17 protein-coding genes and 2 riboswitches are annotated in these 19,710 nt (G+C 29.6%); of the genes, 13 read left to right on the forward strand and 4 right to left on the reverse strand.

The window, feature by feature from the left end:
• Positions 1-11: 11 nt before the first annotated feature.
• The 9 genes from trxA to B2694_RS12695 all read left to right on the forward strand — a co-directional run bounded on the left by trxA (position 12) and on the right by B2694_RS12695 (position 9,959).
• The gene (gene trxA / locus B2694_RS12655; protein WP_156964322.1) at positions 12-320 is read left to right on the forward strand and encodes a thioredoxin; all 309 of its coding nucleotides are present in this window, start codon (positions 12-14) and stop codon (positions 318-320) included.
• Positions 321-625: 305 nt separating this feature from the next.
• Positions 626-1,660 carry a type I glyceraldehyde-3-phosphate dehydrogenase gene (gap, locus tag B2694_RS12660; RefSeq protein WP_150843439.1) on the forward strand — a complete coding sequence of 345 codons (1,035 nt, stop codon included), beginning with the start codon at positions 626-628 and terminating at the stop codon, positions 1,658-1,660.
• Positions 1,661-1,841: 181 nt separating this feature from the next.
• Positions 1,842-3,818 (forward strand): YgiQ family radical SAM protein, encoded by a 1,977-nt coding sequence (locus B2694_RS12665; protein ID WP_346886046.1) that lies wholly within the window; start codon positions 1,842-1,844, stop codon positions 3,816-3,818.
• A gap of 281 nt (positions 3,819-4,099) precedes the next feature.
• Complete coding sequence (locus B2694_RS12670) at positions 4,100-4,537, forward strand: MarR family winged helix-turn-helix transcriptional regulator (protein ID WP_346886047.1); 438 nt, start codon at positions 4,100-4,102, stop codon at positions 4,535-4,537.
• A 60-nt stretch (positions 4,538-4,597) separates the two neighbouring features.
• The gene (clpB, locus tag B2694_RS12675) at positions 4,598-7,213 is read left to right on the forward strand and encodes an ATP-dependent chaperone ClpB (protein ID WP_346886048.1); all 2,616 of its coding nucleotides are present in this window, start codon (positions 4,598-4,600) and stop codon (positions 7,211-7,213) included.
• 177 nt (positions 7,214-7,390) lie between these two features.
• Entirely contained in the window at positions 7,391-7,546 is a 156-nt protein-coding gene (locus B2694_RS12680) for a zinc-ribbon domain-containing protein (protein ID WP_035132601.1), read from the forward strand.
• Positions 7,547-7,742: 196 nt separating this feature from the next.
• Complete coding sequence (locus B2694_RS12685; RefSeq protein ID WP_346886049.1) at positions 7,743-9,185, forward strand: DEAD/DEAH box helicase; 1,443 nt, start codon at positions 7,743-7,745, stop codon at positions 9,183-9,185.
• A 158-nt stretch (positions 9,186-9,343) separates the two neighbouring features.
• Positions 9,344-9,499 (forward strand): zinc-ribbon domain-containing protein, encoded by a 156-nt coding sequence (locus B2694_RS12690; RefSeq protein ID WP_035132599.1) that lies wholly within the window; start codon positions 9,344-9,346, stop codon positions 9,497-9,499.
• A 304-nt stretch (positions 9,500-9,803) separates the two neighbouring features.
• Positions 9,804-9,959, forward strand: coding sequence for a zinc-ribbon domain-containing protein (locus B2694_RS12695; RefSeq protein ID WP_035132598.1), 156 nt, complete (start codon positions 9,804-9,806; stop codon positions 9,957-9,959).
• Between the two features lie 132 nt (positions 9,960-10,091).
• Here B2694_RS12695 and mgtE read toward each other — a convergent pair whose 3' ends face one another.
• On the reverse strand, positions 10,092-11,429 hold the full coding sequence (mgtE, locus tag B2694_RS12700; RefSeq protein WP_346886050.1) for a magnesium transporter: 1,338 nt from the start codon (positions 11,427-11,429) through the stop codon (positions 10,092-10,094).
• A gap of 406 nt (positions 11,430-11,835) precedes the next feature.
• Positions 11,836-11,995: riboswitch (M-box (ykoK) riboswitch) on the reverse strand.
• Positions 11,996-12,137: 142 nt separating this feature from the next.
• Complete coding sequence (locus B2694_RS12705) at positions 12,138-13,322, reverse strand: cation:proton antiporter (protein ID WP_346886051.1); 1,185 nt, start codon at positions 13,320-13,322, stop codon at positions 12,138-12,140.
• 141 nt (positions 13,323-13,463) lie between these two features.
• Positions 13,464-13,521, reverse strand: a riboswitch (Fluoride riboswitch).
• Between the two features lie 234 nt (positions 13,522-13,755).
• Here B2694_RS12705 and B2694_RS12710 point away from each other — a divergent pair.
• Positions 13,756-14,919, forward strand: coding sequence for an iron-containing alcohol dehydrogenase (locus tag B2694_RS12710; RefSeq protein ID WP_346886052.1), 1,164 nt, complete (start codon positions 13,756-13,758; stop codon positions 14,917-14,919).
• Positions 14,920-15,207: 288 nt separating this feature from the next.
• A complete protein-coding gene (locus tag B2694_RS12715; protein WP_346886053.1) occupies positions 15,208-15,933 on the forward strand; it encodes a hypothetical protein in 726 nt (241 codons plus the stop codon).
• 47 nt (positions 15,934-15,980) lie between these two features.
• Here the strand turns inward: B2694_RS12715 and B2694_RS12720 are convergent, their stop codons facing one another.
• A complete protein-coding gene (locus B2694_RS12720; protein ID WP_346886054.1) occupies positions 15,981-16,793 on the reverse strand; it encodes a DUF368 domain-containing protein in 813 nt (270 codons plus the stop codon).
• 236 nt (positions 16,794-17,029) lie between these two features.
• Between B2694_RS12720 and B2694_RS12725 the strand changes: the two genes are divergently transcribed.
• Positions 17,030-18,202, forward strand: a complete 1,173-nt coding sequence (locus B2694_RS12725) for an AI-2E family transporter (RefSeq protein ID WP_346886055.1) — start codon at positions 17,030-17,032, stop codon at positions 18,200-18,202.
• 73 nt (positions 18,203-18,275) lie between these two features.
• The gene (locus B2694_RS12730) at positions 18,276-18,581 is read left to right on the forward strand and encodes a rhodanese-like domain-containing protein (protein ID WP_051824021.1); all 306 of its coding nucleotides are present in this window, start codon (positions 18,276-18,278) and stop codon (positions 18,579-18,581) included.
• A gap of 71 nt (positions 18,582-18,652) precedes the next feature.
• Here B2694_RS12730 and B2694_RS12735 read toward each other — a convergent pair whose 3' ends face one another.
• On the reverse strand, positions 18,653-19,705 hold the full coding sequence (locus B2694_RS12735; protein ID WP_346886071.1) for a flavodoxin family protein: 1,053 nt from the start codon (positions 19,703-19,705) through the stop codon (positions 18,653-18,655).
• Between the last annotated feature and the right edge of the window lie 5 nt (positions 19,706-19,710).

Consider the following 19,710-nt stretch of genomic DNA (forward strand, 5'->3'; position numbering starts at 1 on the left):
GGATGATTATTATGAAAGTTATAGATGAAAATAATTTTGAAAATGAAGCAGGCAAAGGTTTAGTTTTAGTGGATTTCTTTGCTACTTGGTGTGGACCATGCCAAAGATTAACCCCAGTATTAGAAGATATTCAAGGAGATTTTGATGGTAAAATTAAATTTTTAAAGTCAGATATTGATGAAAGTAGATCTCTTGCTAAAAAATTCTCTGTTATGAGTGTACCTACTATGGTAGTACTTAAAGATGGAATTCCTGTAGATAGAATGGTAGGGTATATGTCTCCAGAAGACATTAAAGCTAAACTTCAAACTCATCTTTAAAAGTAACAAATAAAAATCTCACCAAACTTGGTGGGATTTTTATTTATATTTCAAATGAAAAAGTGTAGCACATATATCAGATTTAAATGATTAGTTTTTAATGAAATTTAATAATCAACCTAGTAAATTAAATATTTTTTACATAAATATAAATATGAAAATGGTAGTAAATAAAAGAAAATTAAAGTAAATACTATGTTTCAACGGGAAATTAAGAAAAAATATGATATACTATATTTGACACATATCCTAATGTGATATACTATATTGATATAAAGAGTATAACAATGAATTGCGGGGGTTCAATTATGATAAACGTTGGAATAAATGGATTCGGAAGAATCGGGAGAACTTTTTTAAGGATAGCATGTGAAAGTCCTGAGACGGATTTTAATATTGTAGCTATAAATGCTAGAGCAGATATAAAAACACTTGCACATTTATTTGTTTATGATTCATGCTTTGGTACCTTCAAAGGAGACGTTAAGACAACAGAGGATTCAATAATAATTAATAATAAAGAAATAAAGATAACAAGATGTGGATCACCAAAAGAAATTCCTTGGAAGGACTTAGAGGTTGATTTAGTTATAGAGTCTACTGGAAAATTTAAAACAAAAGAAGAACTTATGGATCATGTAAAAGCAGGAGCTAAGAAAGTTATATTAACAGCGCCAGGTAAAGATGAAGATATAACGGTAGTAATGGGTGTAAATGATTCTGATTTAGATTTATCACAACATACAATCATATCAAATGCATCATGTACTACTAATTGTCTAGCACCTGTAGCTAAAGTAATAGATGATAAATTTGGAATTAAAAAAGGATTTATAACTACAGTTCACTCTTATACAAATGACCAACAAATCCTTGATAAGAGTCATAAAGATTTAAGAAGAGCAAGAGCGGCAGGGGAATCTATAGTGCCAACTACAACTGGAGCTGCTAAAGCGGTTGCAAAGGTATTACCTCAATTAAAGGGTAGATTAGATGGATTTGCATTAAGAGTTCCAACAGCTGCTGTATCTATCACAGATTTAGTATGCGAAGTTGAAAAAGAAACTACAGTAGAAGAAATAAATAGAGTAATTAAAGAAGCATCTGAAAATGAACTTAAGGGAATATTAGGTTTATGTGAATTACCATTAGTATCTGTAGACTTTAAAGGAGATAGTAGATCTTCTATAGTAGATGGATTATCAACTATGGTAAATGGAAACATGATTAAAGTAGCATCTTGGTATGATAATGAGTGGGGATATTCAGCAAGAGTTGTTGATTTAGCTAACTACGTTGCACAGATGTTAAAGGAAGAAAAAGTTACTAAAATAGCTTAAGGTGTTAAGGGTTTTAAGTAACAATATAAATTAATTTAGCCAACTATTATAAAATACCAATATATTTAATTTAGAGTCAAGAGATTATTTTGTAAAAGAAATAGTCTCTTGATTCTTTTTATAGTATAATTAGACCTTGAGTTGAATTATAAATTTGAACTATATTTGAGTAGGTGATTAAATGTTAGAAAATAGATTTTTACCAATTTGTAAAGATGATATGTTAGAAAGACAATGGGAACAGTTAGATTTTATAATAGTAACAGGAGATGCATACATAGACCATCATAGCTTTGGTACTGCTATAATTTCTAGAGTTCTTGAAGATGCAGGATTTAAAGTAGGAATAATTCCTCAACCTGATTGGCATAGCACTGAAGATTTTATGAAATTAGGAAGACCTAGATTAGGATTTTTAGTTAATGGTGGTAACATGGATTCCATGGTAAATCATTACACTGTAGCTAAAAGAGTTAGAGAAAAGGATCTTTATTCCCCGGGTGGAAAAATGGGTTTAAGGCCAGATCGAGCTACTATTGTATACTGTAATAAAATTAGAGAAGCATATAAGAATATTCCGGTTATAATTGGTGGAGTAGAGGCTAGTCTTAGGAGATTTGCCCATTATGATTACTGGAGTGATAAGGTAAGAAAATCAATGTTAGTAGATAGTGGTGCTGATTTACTTATATATGGAATGAGTGAAAAGCAAATAGTAGAAGTGGCAAATTGTTTAAATGATGGATTAGAAGTTCAGTATATAAGACATGTGCCTGGAACATGCTATATGATAGATGACTTAGAATATGTAAGCGGGTATATTGAGATACCGTCCTATAAAGCTGTATCTATAGATAAGATGGAGTATGCCAGAGCATTTAAAGTTCAATATGAAGAACAAGATCCAGTAAGAGGAAAGACTCTAGTACAAAAGCATGCCAATAGATATGTGGTACAAAATAGACCAGAGATGCCTCTAACTAGGGAAGAGTTAGACCATGTTTATGGATTGCCTTATACCAAAAATTATCATCCTTGTTATGAAGAAGAAGGTGGAATAGCTGCTATAGAAGAGGTTAAATTTAGTATAGTTAGTTCTAGAGGTTGCTTTGGAAATTGTTCTTTTTGTGCTATAACTTTCCATCAAGGAAGAATAGTTCAGAGTAGAAGCGAAGATTCTATTTTGCAAGAAGTGGTAGAAATAACAAATTTGCCTGATTTTAAAGGATATATTCATGATGTGGGAGGTCCTACTGCAAACTTTAGACGTCCAGCATGCAAAACTCAGCTTAAGCATGGTGCATGTAAGCATAAACAATGTTTATATCCAAAACCGTGTAAAAATATAGATGCAGATCATACTGAGTATTTAGAACTACTAAGAAAGGTAAGAGCTACTCCTAAGGTGAAAAAGGCATTTGTACGCTCAGGGTTACGTTATGATTATATAATGGCAGATAAAAATGATACCTTCTTTAAAGAGCTTGTAGAACATCATGTGAGTGGACAATTAAAGGTAGCTCCAGAGCATGTTTGTGCTGATGTTTTAAAGTATATGGGAAAACCATCTGGGAAGACCTATGATAGATTTGTAGATAAGTTTTATAATCTTACTGAGCAAGTTGGAAAGAAACAGTATATTATACCTTACTTAATGTCTAGTCATCCAGGTAGCACATTAGGATCAGCTATAGAGTTAGCAGAATATCTAAGAGATATTAATTATCAGCCAGAGCAAGTTCAGGACTTTTATCCAACACCTGGAACCTTATCTACAGCTATGTTCTATACAGGGGTAGATCCATTAACTATGAAAGAGATATATGTACCTAAGAGCAAGAGGGAAAAAGCAATGCAAAGAGCTCTTCTTCAATATAGAAACCCTAAAAAGTATGATATAGTATATGAAGCTTTAGTGGAAGCTGAAAGAGAAGATTTAATAGGAAATGGACCGAAGTGTTTAATAAGGCCTAAAACACAAGGAAAAAATCTTAACCATGGTGGAAATTACAGTAGACATAAAAAGGTTGGAAAAGAACATAGTAATAGTAAAACAGTTTTACATAGAGGAAGTAATGGAAGAACTTCTTTAGAAAGAAAAAAGGGTAAAAACACTTCTACTAATAAGAGAAAATCTATGAAGAAAACTCGTCAGTAGTTAGCGGAAAGAAATAAGAAATAATTAAATCAAAATTTATTGTAAATATAATAAAAGTAATAATGGTAGTAGATTTTCATTATTACTTTTATTTTTGATAAAAAAATTCATTATTGACAAAATAGTACGACAGTAGTACTATTTATTTAAAGATAAAGTACGAATTTCGTACTAATTAAATTTTATGTTTAGCAAACAATAATATAGGTTGTAATCTATTGATTTAATAATTGAATTATGATGATTATAGGATATAAGAAGATTTTAAAGGAGTAGATGTAATGGAGGATAATGACAAGTTAATTGAAGAATTTGCGAATTTATGGAAAATGTTTTTGTCTTTTTCAAATCAATATAGGACTATGGAGGAATTTCCTAGAATAGAAAGACTTAATACTATGGAAATTAGTATTATAAGAATTGTCTATGATAGGGAGGATATAATTTTAAAGGAAATTTGTAATATGTTAGACATACCTAAAAGTACTTTAACCAGCGCTATAGATAGGCTAGAAAGACTTAATTATGTGAATAGAACTATTAGTAAGAGAGACAGAAGATCCTATGGATTACAACTTACAGATGAAGGCGAAGAAGTGAAAAATGAACATCTAGCTTTTGAAAGAAAATTGTATGGATATGTTTTAAATGCCTTAGACACAACTGATGAAAGAGAAGAATTTTTAAAGCTATTTAGAAAGATAGTAAATAATATTTAAGTTTTATGAAAGGAGAAATGCTACTTAACAAGATATAGAATTGGAGTAGTAGGTGATGTTATGGAAACAGAAAAATTAACAATAAGAGTTCAACAAAGTTTAAATGATGCCTATGAGGAAGCAGTAAGAAATAATCATCAACAAGTAGATATTATTCATTTATTCTCTGCACTTCTAAATCAAAGAGATGGATTAATACCTAATGTCCTTGAAAAAATGGCTGTGGATGTTGAAGGAATTAAAAGAAAAGTAAATTTAGAGTTAGAGAAAATGCCTAAAGTATTAGGAGAAGGAGCTCGTTCATCTGGAGTTACTGCCACTAGAAGAATCAATGAAGTTTTAGTTAAGGCACAAGATATATCAGAGAAATTTCATGATTCCTATATAAGTGTAGAACACATAATGATAGCTATTATGGAGATTGATGCAAAAGGTATATCAGGGAAAATACTTAAGGAATATGGTATAGATAAAGAAAGATTTATGGAAGTGTTATCTCAGGTTAGGGGAAATCAAAGGGTAGATACTAATGATCCAGAGGGAACTTATGATGCTCTTGCTAAGTATGGAACTAATTTAATTGACCTTGCTAAGGAACATAAATTAGATCCTGTAATAGGAAGAGATGAAGAGATAAGACGTGTAATTAGAATTTTGTCAAGAAGAACTAAAAACAATCCAGTGCTTATTGGTGAGCCTGGAGTAGGTAAGACTGCCATAGTTGAAGGTTTGGCAGAAAGAATTGTACGTGGAGATGTACCAGAAGGATTAAAAGACAGGATAATTTTTTCTTTAGATATGGGAGCTTTAATTGCAGGAGCTAAATATAGAGGTGAATTTGAAGAAAGACTTAAAGCTGTACTAAAGGAAGTTAAGAGTTCTGATGGGAAGATAATATTATTTATAGATGAAATTCATACCATTGTAGGTGCTGGAAAAGCTGACGGAGCTATGGATGCAGGAAATCTTATAAAGCCTATGCTAGCAAGGGGAGAATTACATTGTATTGGAGCTACTACTTTTGATGAATATAGACAATATATAGAAAAAGATAAAGCATTAGAGAGAAGATTTCAACCAGTTATTGCAGAAGAGCCTACAGTACAAGATACAATTTCAATATTAAGAGGACTTAAGGAAAGATTTGAAATACACCATGGAGTTAGAATTCACGATTCAGCTATAGTAACAGCAGCAAAATTATCTAATAGGTATATTCAAGATAGGTTTTTACCAGACAAAGCCATAGATTTAATTGATGAAGCTGGGGCTATGATAAGAAGTGAAATAGATTCTCTTCCTACAGAACTTGATATGGTTAGAAGAAAGCTATTTACATTAGAGACTGAAAGAGAAGCTCTGCTTAAAGAAAGTGATGAAGCATCTCAAAAGAGATTTGAACAACTTCAAAAGGAGTTAGCAGAATTAAAAGAAAAAAATGATGAAATGACTGCTAAATATGAACAAGAAAAAAGTAAGATTCTTGAAGTTAGAACTTTGAAAGAGCAATTGGATGAAGCTAGAGGTAAGGTTGAAAGGTATGAGAGAGAATATGATTTAAATAGTGCTGCAGAACTAAAATATGGGGTTATACCACGTCTTGAAGAAGAAATAAAAGAAAAAGAAGAAAGCATGCACAATAATTATGAAACAGCTCTTCTTAAAGAAGAAGTTACAGAAGAAGAAATTTCTCAAATTGTATCTAAGTGGACTGGAATTCCAGTAACACGATTAGTAGAAGGGGAAAGAGAAAAACTATTAAGATTAGAGGAGGAACTTAGCAATAGGGTAATAGGTCAAGATGAAGCAGTGACAGCTGTTGCTAATGCCGTAATTAGGGCTAGAGCAGGAATGAAAGATGAAAATAAACCTATTGGTTCATTCATTTTCTTAGGTCCTACAGGGGTAGGTAAAACAGAACTGGCTAAAACTTTAGCGAGAAATTTATTTGATAGTGAAGAAAATATTATAAGAATTGATATGTCAGAGTACATGGAAAAATATTCAGTATCAAGACTTATAGGAGCGCCTCCAGGATATGTAGGTTATGAAGAAGGGGGACAATTAACTGAAGCTGTAAGAAGAAATCCATATTCAGTAGTTTTATTTGATGAGATAGAAAAGGCTCATGAAGATGTATTTAACGTATTTCTACAAATATTAGATGATGGAAGACTCACTGATAATAAGGGCAAAACTATAGACTTTAAAAACACTATAATAATCATGACTTCTAATATAGGTAGTAGTCATCTACTAGAGGATAGTGGTGTGATTACTGAAAAAACTAAAGCTTTAGTAATGAGTGAAATGAAGAGTAGGTTCAAGCCAGAATTTTTAAACCGTGTAGATGATATTATAATGTTTAAACCACTAAATATTGAAGGTATAAAGAAAATTATTGATATATTTATTGACCATGTTAAAAGAAGATTATATGACAAAAATATAGGTTTAGAAATTACTGACCTAGCTAAGGAGATTTTAGCAACAGAAGGCTATGATCCAGTTTATGGGGCAAGACCACTAAAAAGATATATTGGAAATGTTTTAGAAACCATGATTGCAAAAAAAATTATAGCTGGGGAAGTTTACGATGGATGCAATATTTTAGTAGATGGTAAGGATGAACAAATAGTATTTGAAATAAGTAATAAAAGGATTACTACTGTATAAATAAAGAAAAAATAAAATATTTATATAATTACTTGCATTATACGTAAAGTGTATGTTATACTGAGTAAGTGGTTAAACACAAATAAAATTGAAATAAAGATTTAACATATATAATAATTTTCTCCAATTCGAGGATTTGTTAATAATAGGTGGATCTTTAAAATGGAGGAATTGTAAATGGCAGATAGAACATTAACATGCAGAGATTGCGGAAACGAATTCGTATTCACAGAGGGAGAGCAAGCTTTCTACGCTGAAAAAGGATTCGAAAATGAGCCAACTAGATGTGCTGATTGCAGAAGAGCAAGAAAAGCAGAAAGAAATAGAAGATAATTAATATTTAATATTTCAATGAAAGCTATAAGAAGTGATTCTTATAGCTTTTATTTTTGAGCTATATAGAATTAACTATTTATATAAAAGTATTAATGTATAAAATTTTAAAAATAAGTAGAAATATATATATAAGTCTAATATGATGTGAAATAGGAAAAATGATTAGATATTAATTAGATACAAGGAGATAGTTATGGAAAGTGGATTTAAAAAATATAATTTAAATGAAAACATATTACAGGCTCTAAACAATCTAGGGTTTGAAAATCCTTCTGAAGTTCAAGATAAAACAATTCCAAGTCTTTTGGATGGAGAAGATATTATAGTGAAATCACAAACTGGAAGTGGGAAAACAGCGAGCTTTGGAGTTCCTATTTGTAATGAAGTTAGGGTAGAAGAAGGGAAAATAACAGCATTAGTTCTAGTTCCCACAAGAGAACTTGCATTACAGGTTAAAGATGATATATCCAATATAGGGAGAATAAAAAAAGTTAGATGTGCTGCTGTTTTTGGAAAGCAGCCTTTTAATGAGCAGGTTAGAGAACTTAAGCAGAGGGTACATATAGTAATAGGAACACCTGGGAGGATAAGTGACCATATGAATAGAGGGAACTTAAACTTTAAGGATTTAACATATGTAATCATTGATGAAGCAGATAAAATGCTAAATATGGGTTTTATAGATCAGATAAGTGATATATTAGATAGACTACCGAAAAAAAGGACAACAGCTCTATTTTCTGCAACAATACCAGAAAGTATCGAGGAGCTATGCACTAATTATATGATAAACCCTAGATTTTTAGAAATAGAATCCAAGGTATTTAATCGTGATAAAATAAAAGAATCATATTTAAATGTAGAACATAAAGATAAGTTTAAAGCCTTATGGAAGAACTTATATGCATGCACACCGGATGCAGCTATAGTGTTTTGTAATACCAAAGATAAAGTTAAAAAAGTGTATGAAGAATTAAAGTCAGAGGGAATTTCAGTAGAACAACTACATGGAGATATGGAGCAAAAAATAAGGATTGAAACTATGGAAAGGTTCAAGAATAAGGAATTTAAAGTACTGGTTGCTACGGATATTGCAGCTAGAGGGATTCATGTAGATAATATAACCCATGTATTTAATTATGAAGTTCCAATGGAAAGGGAAAGTTATGTTCATAGAATAGGTAGAACAGGAAGAGCAGGACGGGAAGGTACAGCTATAACTTTAGTTTCTGAATATGAAAAGAAGTATTTGATTTCTATAGAAGAATACCTAGGGTATAGTATTAAAAAGGGGAATTTTCCAAGTGATTTAGAGATTAGAGAAGGTAAGAGTATATTTAAGGAGAGTCAGAAAGAACTTAAAGAAGGACAGAGAAATAAAAAGAAAGTAATTCATAAAGATATCCTAAAAGTATACATCGGGGCTGGTAAAAAAAAGAAAATAAGGAATATAGATATAGTGGGAGCTCTTAGTAATCTTCCAGATTTGAATGGAGACGATATTGGTATAATAGATATACAAGATAATATTTCTTATGTAGATATACTGAATAATAAAGGTGAGAACTTCTTAAAAAAATATGGAGAGATAATTATTAAAGGTAAAAAAGTTAAAGTGCAAAAATCTAGGAAATAAAATTAAAATATATATTGAATTATTATTATCACCATGATATACTAAAAGAGTAGTAAATACAAAAATATATTATAAAGATTTAAGATTAATAACACTTTTCTCCAGTTTTAGAGAATCAGTTAGTTAAAAGTAAATCTTTAAAAATGGAGGAATGAAAAATGGCAGATAGAACATTAACATGTAAAGATTGCGGAAATGAATTCATATTCACAGAAGGAGAGCAAGCTTTCTACGCTGAAAAAGGATTCGAAAATGACCCAGTAAGATGCGCTGATTGCAGAAGAGCAAGAAAATCAGAAAGAAATAGAAGATAGTAATATTTAATATTTCAATAGAAGCTATAAGAATTAATCTTATAGCTTTATTTTTATATAAAATTATAATAATTTATTAAAATATAAGGACTGATTTTATATATAGTATATGAGTTATTTAAAAATAAAATAATCCTATAATTGGTATAAAAATGGATATAAGTATTCAAAAAATACTTGAAATTTAACTAACAAAGTGATAAACTTAAACCATAAAATAAAAAGATTCACATCTATTATAACTTTCTCCGTTTTTAGGGAATTGGTTAATTGAATGTAAATCTTTAAAAATGGAGGAATTAAAATGGCAGATAAAACAATATTATGCAAAGACTGTGGTAAAGAATTTATATTTACAGAGGGAGAGCAAGCTTTCTACGCTGAAAAAGGATTCGAAAATGAGCCAGTAAGATGCCCAGATTGCAGAAGAGCAAGAAAAGCAGAAAGAAATAGAAGATAATAATCTATTTTCTATAGAACTACAGACTAAAGTCTTGTAGTTCTTTTTTAAAATTAGTTAAAGGACTATTCTAAGATAATTAAAAGATAATAAATTGCCTTAGAATAGTCCTTTATTATATTAAAATATAAATTAAACTGCTAGGTGTAGTAGATTTACGGATAATGTAAAGTATAGAGTTAGAGCAACCGCATCTACTATAGTTGTGATTAATGGGCTTGCCATAATAGCAGGATCTAATTTTAATTTTTTTGCTAAGATTGGTAGTATTCCCCCTACTATTTTGGCTACAACAACAGTACAGAATAAGCTTATACATACGGTGAAGGTAATTAAAAAACTAACCTTTTCAAAATAATATATTCTTATAAAATTTACTACGGCAAGAACAGAACCTGTAATAATGCTAACACTTAGTTCTTTAAATATAACTTTAAATCCATCAGATAATTTTATATCGCCTAAAGCAAGACCTCTTATGATAAGCGTTGAAGATTGAGATCCGGCATTGCCGCCTGTATCCATTAACATTGGAATGAAGGAAGCAAGAATAACTACTGAGGATAGGACATCTTCGAATCTTCTTATAATGTTTCCTGTAAAAGTTGCTGAAATCATTAATACAAGAAGCCAAACTATCCTATGCTTAGAAAGGGTCCAAACACTGGTCTTTAAGTATTCTTCTTCATTTGGCTCCATAGCGGCCATTTTTTGGAAGTCTTCTGTGTTTTCTTGGTCTATAATATCTACTATATCATCTATGGTGATTATTCCAACTAATTTTTTTTCATTATCAGTAACTGGAATAGATAATAAGTCATACTTTTTAAATAGTTGAGCAACATTCTCTTGATCATCTAAAGTATTAACATGTATAAATTCAGTTTTCATTAAATCTTCTATTAGAATATTTTCATCACTTAAAATAAGTTTTCTTAAAGAAACAATACCTTCTAGCTCTCTGTTATCGCCTAAAACATAGCAAGTGTGAATAGTTTCCTTATCTATGCCTGTTTTCTTTATATGAGCAATAGCTTCATTTACAGACATATGCTTTTTTAAATCGGCAAATTCTATAGTCATTATACTTCCAGCTGAACTTTCAGGATATTTTAAGAAATGATTTATAATCTTACGAGTATTTTCGTCTGTATTTTTTAAAACTTTTTTAACCACATTAGCAGGTAGTTCTTCTAGAAAGTCTATAGTATCATCAATGAATAAATCATTTATAATATTTGAAATTTCACTATCGGTAATAGAATCAATTATAAATAGTCTTTCCTCGTGGTCTAGATAAGAAAATACATGTGCAGCTTGGTCTTTAGGCAGTACTCTAAAAATTTTAACTACAGATTCTTTATCCATTTCACCTAATAAAGTAGCTATATCTACTACATTCTTTTTTTCAAGAGTTTTTCTTGCGTCAATAAATTTTTTTTCATTGATTAGTTTTATTGTGTTTTCCATTGTTACCCCTCCTATTGATTCAATACATTATGAACTGTTAAAGTAAGTATTGACTAAAATTGAAAAATTATAATTTCTAGGTTGTAGTGGGTAAAAAACAATGAAGACATAAAAAAGCATTAAACCTCATGTTTAATGCCTTGATAAATAACTATGTAATGTTTTCTATCTGTTTATGGAAGTAAAATTCTTAATGATAGACTTAACTTTGAAAAAGTTAAAGTAAAATTAAATTATGCCATAAAGAGGGTAAGAAGTTACATAGAGTTTTATTTTTGGATTAAACAATAAACTTATTAAATCTTCATTGTCAATATTACTACTACCATCGTCCATGTTTCTTACACCTCCTAAAATTTACAAAATAAAAAACCTCCGTAAACTAAAACGCAGGCAAATACTAATAATAGTATGTCTCGTTCAAGTTTTAGCTCTGCAAGGCAATGAAATTGCGTTAGATTAAGCCTTCTTTGTTCGGCAAAATCTGCTAACCAGTTAAGAATGTTTCCACTCTTTTACGGTAGCAACCCGTATCCTTGTAGTAACCTCACCTACCGAGGTATATAAAATTTTCTACTAAATAATTGTATTACTTTGTTTAATATAAGTCAACAGTAAAAGGGGAATTTTTTTAAATTATTTCATTTGATAGAATATAGGACTATTTCTTTCAAATGAAATAGTCCTATATTATGTATTATTACATTTTTAGTTCTCAACGTGTAATAAGGATTTACTTGAAACTTTTATTCCAATGGCGCCCAAAGGTGCAGTTATTAAAATGGATAATACAGATATTGCTAGAATCAAATCTCCAGATACGACACCTAGAGATAGAGGTAATGCCCCCATGGCTGCTTGAACTGTGGCTTTAGGTATATAGGAGATGACACAGAAAATCCTTTCCTTTATGTTTAAATTAGTACCTATAAGTGAAATTATAACTCCAATACTTCTACCTACTAGTCCTATAAAAATAATTACTATACCTATTGCGCCTGAGGTGAATGCTACAGATATATTTACTTGAGCTCCCACTAAAACAAAAAGTAGAATTTCTGCAAATATCCATAATTTATTAAGCCCTTGAGAGAGAGGACCAGCAACCTTAGGAAGTTTCTCTGTAAGAATAAATCCAATGGTCATAACTCCTAAAAGACTTGCAATTAATACTTTATCTTTAAAGAGAGTTTCTAAGGTAGTTAAAAGTATAGAAATAGCTAGAACAATTAGTATTTTTTTTACATCGTTAATACTACACTTTTTAAATAAATATATAATTATAAAGCCTGATATTAATCCTAGTCCTATTCCTAAAATTATGGAAAGTGGTATTTGTAAAAGTTGAGAAGCTATATTAACGTTCTTACCAGAATATAAGGCAAGAAAGCTGGTTAATATTGTAATTGCAAATACATCATCAATAGAAGCACCAGCTAATATTAAAGTTGGGATGCTCTTGTTAGTGCCAATTTTGTTATCTATAAGGTTAATCATTTGAGGTACAACTACAGCAGGAGATACAGCAGCAATTATAAAGCCAAGGATTCCTCCCTGGATAAAGGTGAATCCTAGTAATTTAGTAGAAATAAAGGCTATAAAAAAACCTTCTAATACTCCAGGTATACAACTCATTTTTATTGAAGGTTTTCCAATTTTCTTTAAATCAGATGTTTTTATCCCCATACCAGCTCTTAATAAGATAACAATAAGTGCTATTTTACGCAAATCAGAAGAGATATTTAGTAAATCTCCATGAATCAAATTAAATCCATAGGGACCTATAGTGATTCCTAAAATTAACATACCTAAAAGTCCAGGAAGTTTAATTTTTTCAAATATAAAGTTAGAAACAAAAGCAAGTAATATAATAATTGCTATACTTGTAGCCATAAAATAGCCTCCTTTTAAATTAAAGTTTTACAATGTCAAGATTAAGGTCATAAATTATTAACACAAAACATAGAAAAATTTTATTTTGTAATAATTTAGTTTTTTTACACATGAAAATCTCCTACAGACATACTCAAAGTGTTGTCTGTAGGAGTCATTAGCAATTGCGGTTAAGGTGAACTCCATCACCATAAATTATGTTTTTAGTATACCAATGTTTAAAAATAAAGTCAATATTTAAAAATATAAAACTTTGCAAAGAATTAAAATTTCGATACACGAAATTTTTGTGGAGTTTTATAGAATATTATGATAATATGATAAATATAGAAAAAATTACATAAGCTTTATTAGATATAAAGTTAAATTTAAGATAGAATTAAATAAAAAGATGTTTGTTACAAGTAATATAAGTTTATGAGGAGGAAAGCATATGTTAAACTTTACACTTTACAATCCAACAAAATTAGTATTTGGAGAAAGTACTATAGAAACTATAGGAAAACATTTAGTTAAGAGTGGAATTAGAAAGGTATTAATAGTATATGGAAAAGGCTCCATAATGAAAAATGGAGTTTATGATACTGTTGTAGAATCTTTAGAGAATAATAACATAGATTATATTAAATTATCAGGAGTTAAGCCTAATCCAGTATTATCAAAGGTTCAAGAAGGCATAAAGTTAGCTAAAGAAAATGAGGTAGATGGAGTTTTAGCTGTAGGTGGAGGAAGTGTAATAGATTCGTCTAAAGCCATAGCTGCGGGAGTATGCTATGAGGGCAATGTATGGGAGTTATTTGAAGGTAAAGGAAGTGTTAAAAAAGCACTACCTCTATTTACCATATTGACTCTATCAGCAACAGGATCTGAGATGAATTCAGGTGGTGTAGTAACTAATGAAGATGAAGGTAAAAAGTGGAGCTTTGGTTCACCTTTATTATATCCCAAAGTATCTATTTTAGATCCTTCAGTTCAAAGAACTCTGCCATCTAATCAGACGGCTAATGGAGCAATAGATGCTATAAGTCACGTATTTGAAGCTTATTATGGTGGAACAGAAAGTACTGATATGCTTGATGAACTTTCAGAAGGTATTATAAGAACTGTAATTACACATACTAGAGAGTTATTAAAAGATAGCAACAATTATAAATCACGAAGTGAACTTGCTTTTGCAGCAACTTTAGCCTTGAATGGATTGAATGGAGTTGGAAGGAAAGGTGATTGGGCATCTCATTCTATAGAACATTCTCTTTCAGTACTTAATGATATTGCCCATGGTTCAGGTCTTGCTATTATAATGCCTGCATGGATGAAATATGTTTATAAAGAGGATGTTAAGAAATTTGCGAAATTTGCAATCCATGTATTTACTATAAATGAAGGTAGTGACGAAGAAAAGGCCCTAAAAGGTATTGAGGCGCTGAGAGATTTCTATAAGGAGATAGGAGCACCTATAACTTTAAAAGAAGTGGGAGTTAAGAGAGAAGAATTAGATTTTATAGCTGATAATGCTGCAATCCTTGCACCTCTTGGAACACTTAAACCTTTAAAAAGAGATGATATATATAATATATTAGAAATTGCTTTTGAATAAACTTATAAGAATACAAGATTATTAACTTAAAGTAAACATCACATTAAATAAATCTTAGTTTATTTAATGTGATGTTTTTTATTTTATATTATAAAATATTTTAAAAGAATTATAAGTATATCAGAAGATAGTTTACAAAATTAAAGTATAATTTAATGTTAATAAATTTAATAATATACTAATTAAAGATATTTTATAAAAATAAAAAGGAATAGTAACGTATTTATAGAATATATAAGAAAAAATGGGTTGGATTACTGGATTACTGGAGTTTGGGGGAATAGATTAATGTTAGAAAGTTATAGGTATGTACAAAATGAAAATATAACGGTTTATTATATTGGAAATGATATGAGATTTGTAGTAGAAGTTAAAGAGGGAATACTTTATGCATATAAAGAATTAGAGAATTATTTTCATTTAATAGATAAAGGATTTTCTATAAGGGCTATTATAGCTATGAACAGAAGAGAATATAATTATATAAGTAAAATTATTTTAAAACTTAGGGGGAATAATGAATCTAAGAAAAGTCAAGTAGCTATTACATCTAAAAATGATCTATTGATATTATCACCTTTTGCATATGAAGAAGAATCTACTTATACTTATGATGAGTATAAGCTTAAAAAAGTAATTTACAGTCAGGTAGTTCATATATTTCATGAATTTCTATCTTTAAATTCAGAAGTTTCATCTACATGGATAGGACAAGGAATAGCTATGTATTTATCTGAATTATGGAAAGATGGTGAAGTAAAAAAATTAATAAATGAAGCTATAAAGAAAGACATGATACCAAAATTAAATGAAATTCAAGAAAATGAAAGTCTATATAAGATATGGGCATGGACTATAGTCAAGTATATAGAAGAAACCCATGGTAAGAAAACAATAAATAAAATTATAAGAAACTATGATGTAGATGATATTTTTAATATATTAAAGTGTTCTATTGATGATTTTGAAGTTCAATGGAAAACTTGGTTAAAGGACGAAAATAATCTATCATAGAAAATAAAGACCGTTTCAATTTAGAAACAGTCTTTACTTTTTATGTTTTAATTATTTTCTTTTTTCCCAAGTATATATGTAAGAATAAAGCCAATTAAAAAAGTTATAATTGATAGCATTCCTGATAAATTAAAAGTAAAACCAGGATATACTGGAAAGACGGAACCTAAAATTAATCCACAAATAGCAAAATATGCAGGTTGAGGATATTTATTCATAAAGGATTCTATGAGCTTTGTCATAGTCAATATACCAACAAGAACACCTAAACCACCAGGAATAAGTAAAGGAATATTAAAGGAAGAAACTGCATTAGTAAAAGTAGTATATAGTCCAAGAATTAAAAGTACTAAAGAACCACTTACTCCTGGAAGAATCATAGTAGCAGCTGCAATGAATCCTGCTAGGAATAGGGAGATAAAAGATTTTACGTTTAAACTAGTCATAGCTATAGCACTAACCTCTATATCACTATATATAGACATAATTACCATTAGTATGAAAGTTGCAAGAAACCAAAGATAATTTATTTTTTTAACTTTTCCTATTGTTGCTCTTTTATATAGCATAGGAAATGACCCTAAAATCAATCCTATGAAAAGGAAGTTGGTTGGTTCAGGGTGATTTGTTAACAAATTTGTAATTAATTTACTAAAAAGTATTATACCTAAGCCGGCACCTATAGCTATTTCACAAAGAAAGAAAATGTTTTTTTTCCAATCTTTAAAAAAGCTATTTACAGCAGATATAAGTTTATCATAAATACCTAGAACTACTGCCATAGTTCCTCCGCTAACACCAGGAATAACATTGGAGACACCAATAACCATTCCTTTTAAAATAACAAATATATTTTCCATGTTTTATCTCCTCGTATAATTAAATTTGTAGTTAAAATAAACTAAGGTTACAAATAACTAATCTAATTATATTGAGAACTCATTTAATTTGCAAATTAATTATTTAAAAGTTAATAATATATTTATTTTTTGTTAATTTTAGGTTACTCGTGTTATAATGCAAATATAGATGGATTATTTTCATTATAACATTATTAAATCAACATAAAAGCAAGCTTTATAAAGGAGCAAATCATATGTGGGATAGGTTTAGAATAGATAAAAAGTTAGATATAGATAGAAAGTATATAAATATTGGAGTTGTAGCTGTTATTACAGGAGTAGCCTTATTTATAGGCTATGAAATAGTAAGTAGAAGTGGTACTTTTATTACTACATTTAAAGATGCAATATTAGGATTTTTAAGTGTAATAAGACCTATAATAATAGGAGCTATAATTTCATATTTGTTATTTCCTTTAGTAAGGCGTATTGAAATCTTTATTAAGAAATGTGTTAGTGTAAAGGAAAATAATAAATTTAATTGGATATATAGAATTATAAGTATAGTATTAGTTTTTTTTATAATAATACTATCAGTAGTATTGATATTTAACTTTATAATTCCACCTCTTTTAGAGAATGCAAAATCATTAATAAATAATATTCCACAATATGAGAGTGTAGTAAGAAATGGAATAAATAACTTGAATTCGTATTTTGCTACTTTAGATATAAATTATCAACAAATTAGTACTTATATGGATAAGGTAACAGCAGCGTTTGCAGTTATTGGTCAAGAGATAGTTAACATAATTACCAATAGCATTTATGGATTTGGTTCTTTTATGATAGATTTTGTTTTAAGCATAATATTTACATTTTATTTTTTAAAAGATAAAGAGATGTTATTTAAAACTATTAGGAGATTTGGGAGAGCTTTTATACCAGGAAAGTTAGGAACAGTACTTAAACAATTTATTATAGATTTAGATGAAGTTGTAGGAGGATTTGTAAGAGGAGTTTTACTTGATGCCCTTATTGTAGGTATAGTTTCATCTATACTTATGTTAATGATTCATCATCCCTTTGCAGTACTTGTTGGAGTAATAGCAGGTATATGTAATGTAATTCCTTATATAGGACCTGCTATAGGAGCTGTAGTAGCATTTATATTGGGTATGTTTTCTAGTATTACACTTGGAATTTGGGGATTCATACTTTTAATTATATATCAACAAATTGATGGTAATATTATACAACCTAAGGTGGTAGGTGGTAGTGTAGGACTTCCAGCTGTTTGGACTTTAATTGCTTTAACAATTGGAGGAGGGTACGCAGGAGCTATTGGAATGATAGTGGCAGTACCTATTGCAGCTATACTAAGTGTATATGTTCACAGAATTTATAAAAAAAAGTCAATTATATAGTATAATAAAACTGATTTAGTTATGAATATAAGGGTAGGTACTGTAAACAGAAGCAAAAGAGAGGATAATAAGTATGGGAAAAATTTCAGCAGAAGAATTAAGGAGAAAAATGGATGGCAATGAGAAATTAGTTATACTAGATTTAAGAGATGAGCAGGCTTACAGAGAAGGACATATAGAAGGGGCCATATTGATTTCTTTAAGTGATATTTCTCATGACATTGAAGATATAGTTCAGAATAAAGATGAAACTGTATGTGTATATTGCTATAGCGGCAATAAAAGTGCTAGAGCTGCAATGATGCTAGAATACTTAGATTATTCTAATGTGTGTGATTTAGGTGGTATTACAAATTGGAGTTATGATCTTAAAAAATAGCTTCAATTTATTTAAAGTAGCTAGTAAGTAAATAAAAATAATAATAATATAAAGGTGTATGAGAGCAATCTCTACACCTTTATATTATTTATAATTATTTTACCGAAATCTTCACTTTTCATCTTTATATTTTCCACATAAAAAATCGTTTTAGGATCATTAGCTATAGCACGAATGGAGAAATAAGGTGGAAGCCTAAATCCTTTATTTATATTAAGGGCACCTATTAATTGTTTAGCAACAGAATCACTACCAGAATTTCCAGATACTATCACTGCAAAGATGGATTTATTATAAAAATTACATCTTCTATATAGTGCTGTAAGACGGTTTATTACAGCTGTTAAATTAGCTGCTATAGCATCGTTATAGTTAGGGCATAGCCAAATTACTGCATCACTTTCTTCAATGGCAGGAAGAACATTTTCTGTCATAATACCTCCATAGAAACAACCCTTTTTCTTTCCATAATGAAGACAAAGTTTATAAGGACATCCTATACAATCTAGAACTTCTCCTCTTTCAATTTGTATTTCATTAATTTGAAAATAATTAATATGATGAGATACTAGGTGCCATAGGTCTAAGGTATTAGATGATTTATGTGGACTAGAGTATATAACAGAAATCTTTCCACTTTGAAGAGTCTTAGGATTATCCTTTACAAGGCGATTTACTAGTTTCCTACAGAGATCATAACAAATATCATTCAATGACATATCCATAGTCTTTTGCCACGTTAAAAAATTTTTTAAAGAACTAGTGGCTTCTACTAGAGGATGGCCTATAAAAGCACAGCCCATATTATTAGCAATATATACAATATCTTGAGCAAAACGTTTTGTACCATGGTCATCAATACTATATATAAGAATAGCACCGGTAGATCCAAGTAAGGTGTCTTTACCTTTCTCTAGAAGTTTTGATAGAAGGTTAATCATAGGGATATCATAACCAACATCCTCAACCTGAGCTACAAAAAGTAATTTTTTATAGGATAAATCAGGAAAATTACATACATCATCTATTACTACATGATGTATATTTTTAAGTGAATGAGACACCATAGTATTCAATATAGGAGATGTATTTTTATTTGGTAATATCACATATAAAGTTTCTATTATTA

The sequence above is a fragment of the Clostridium sp. UBA4395 genome (assembly GCF_002390995.1).
In the GTDB taxonomy this organism is placed as follows: Bacteria; Bacillota; Clostridia; order Clostridiales; family Clostridiaceae; genus Clostridium_J; species Clostridium_J sulfidigenes.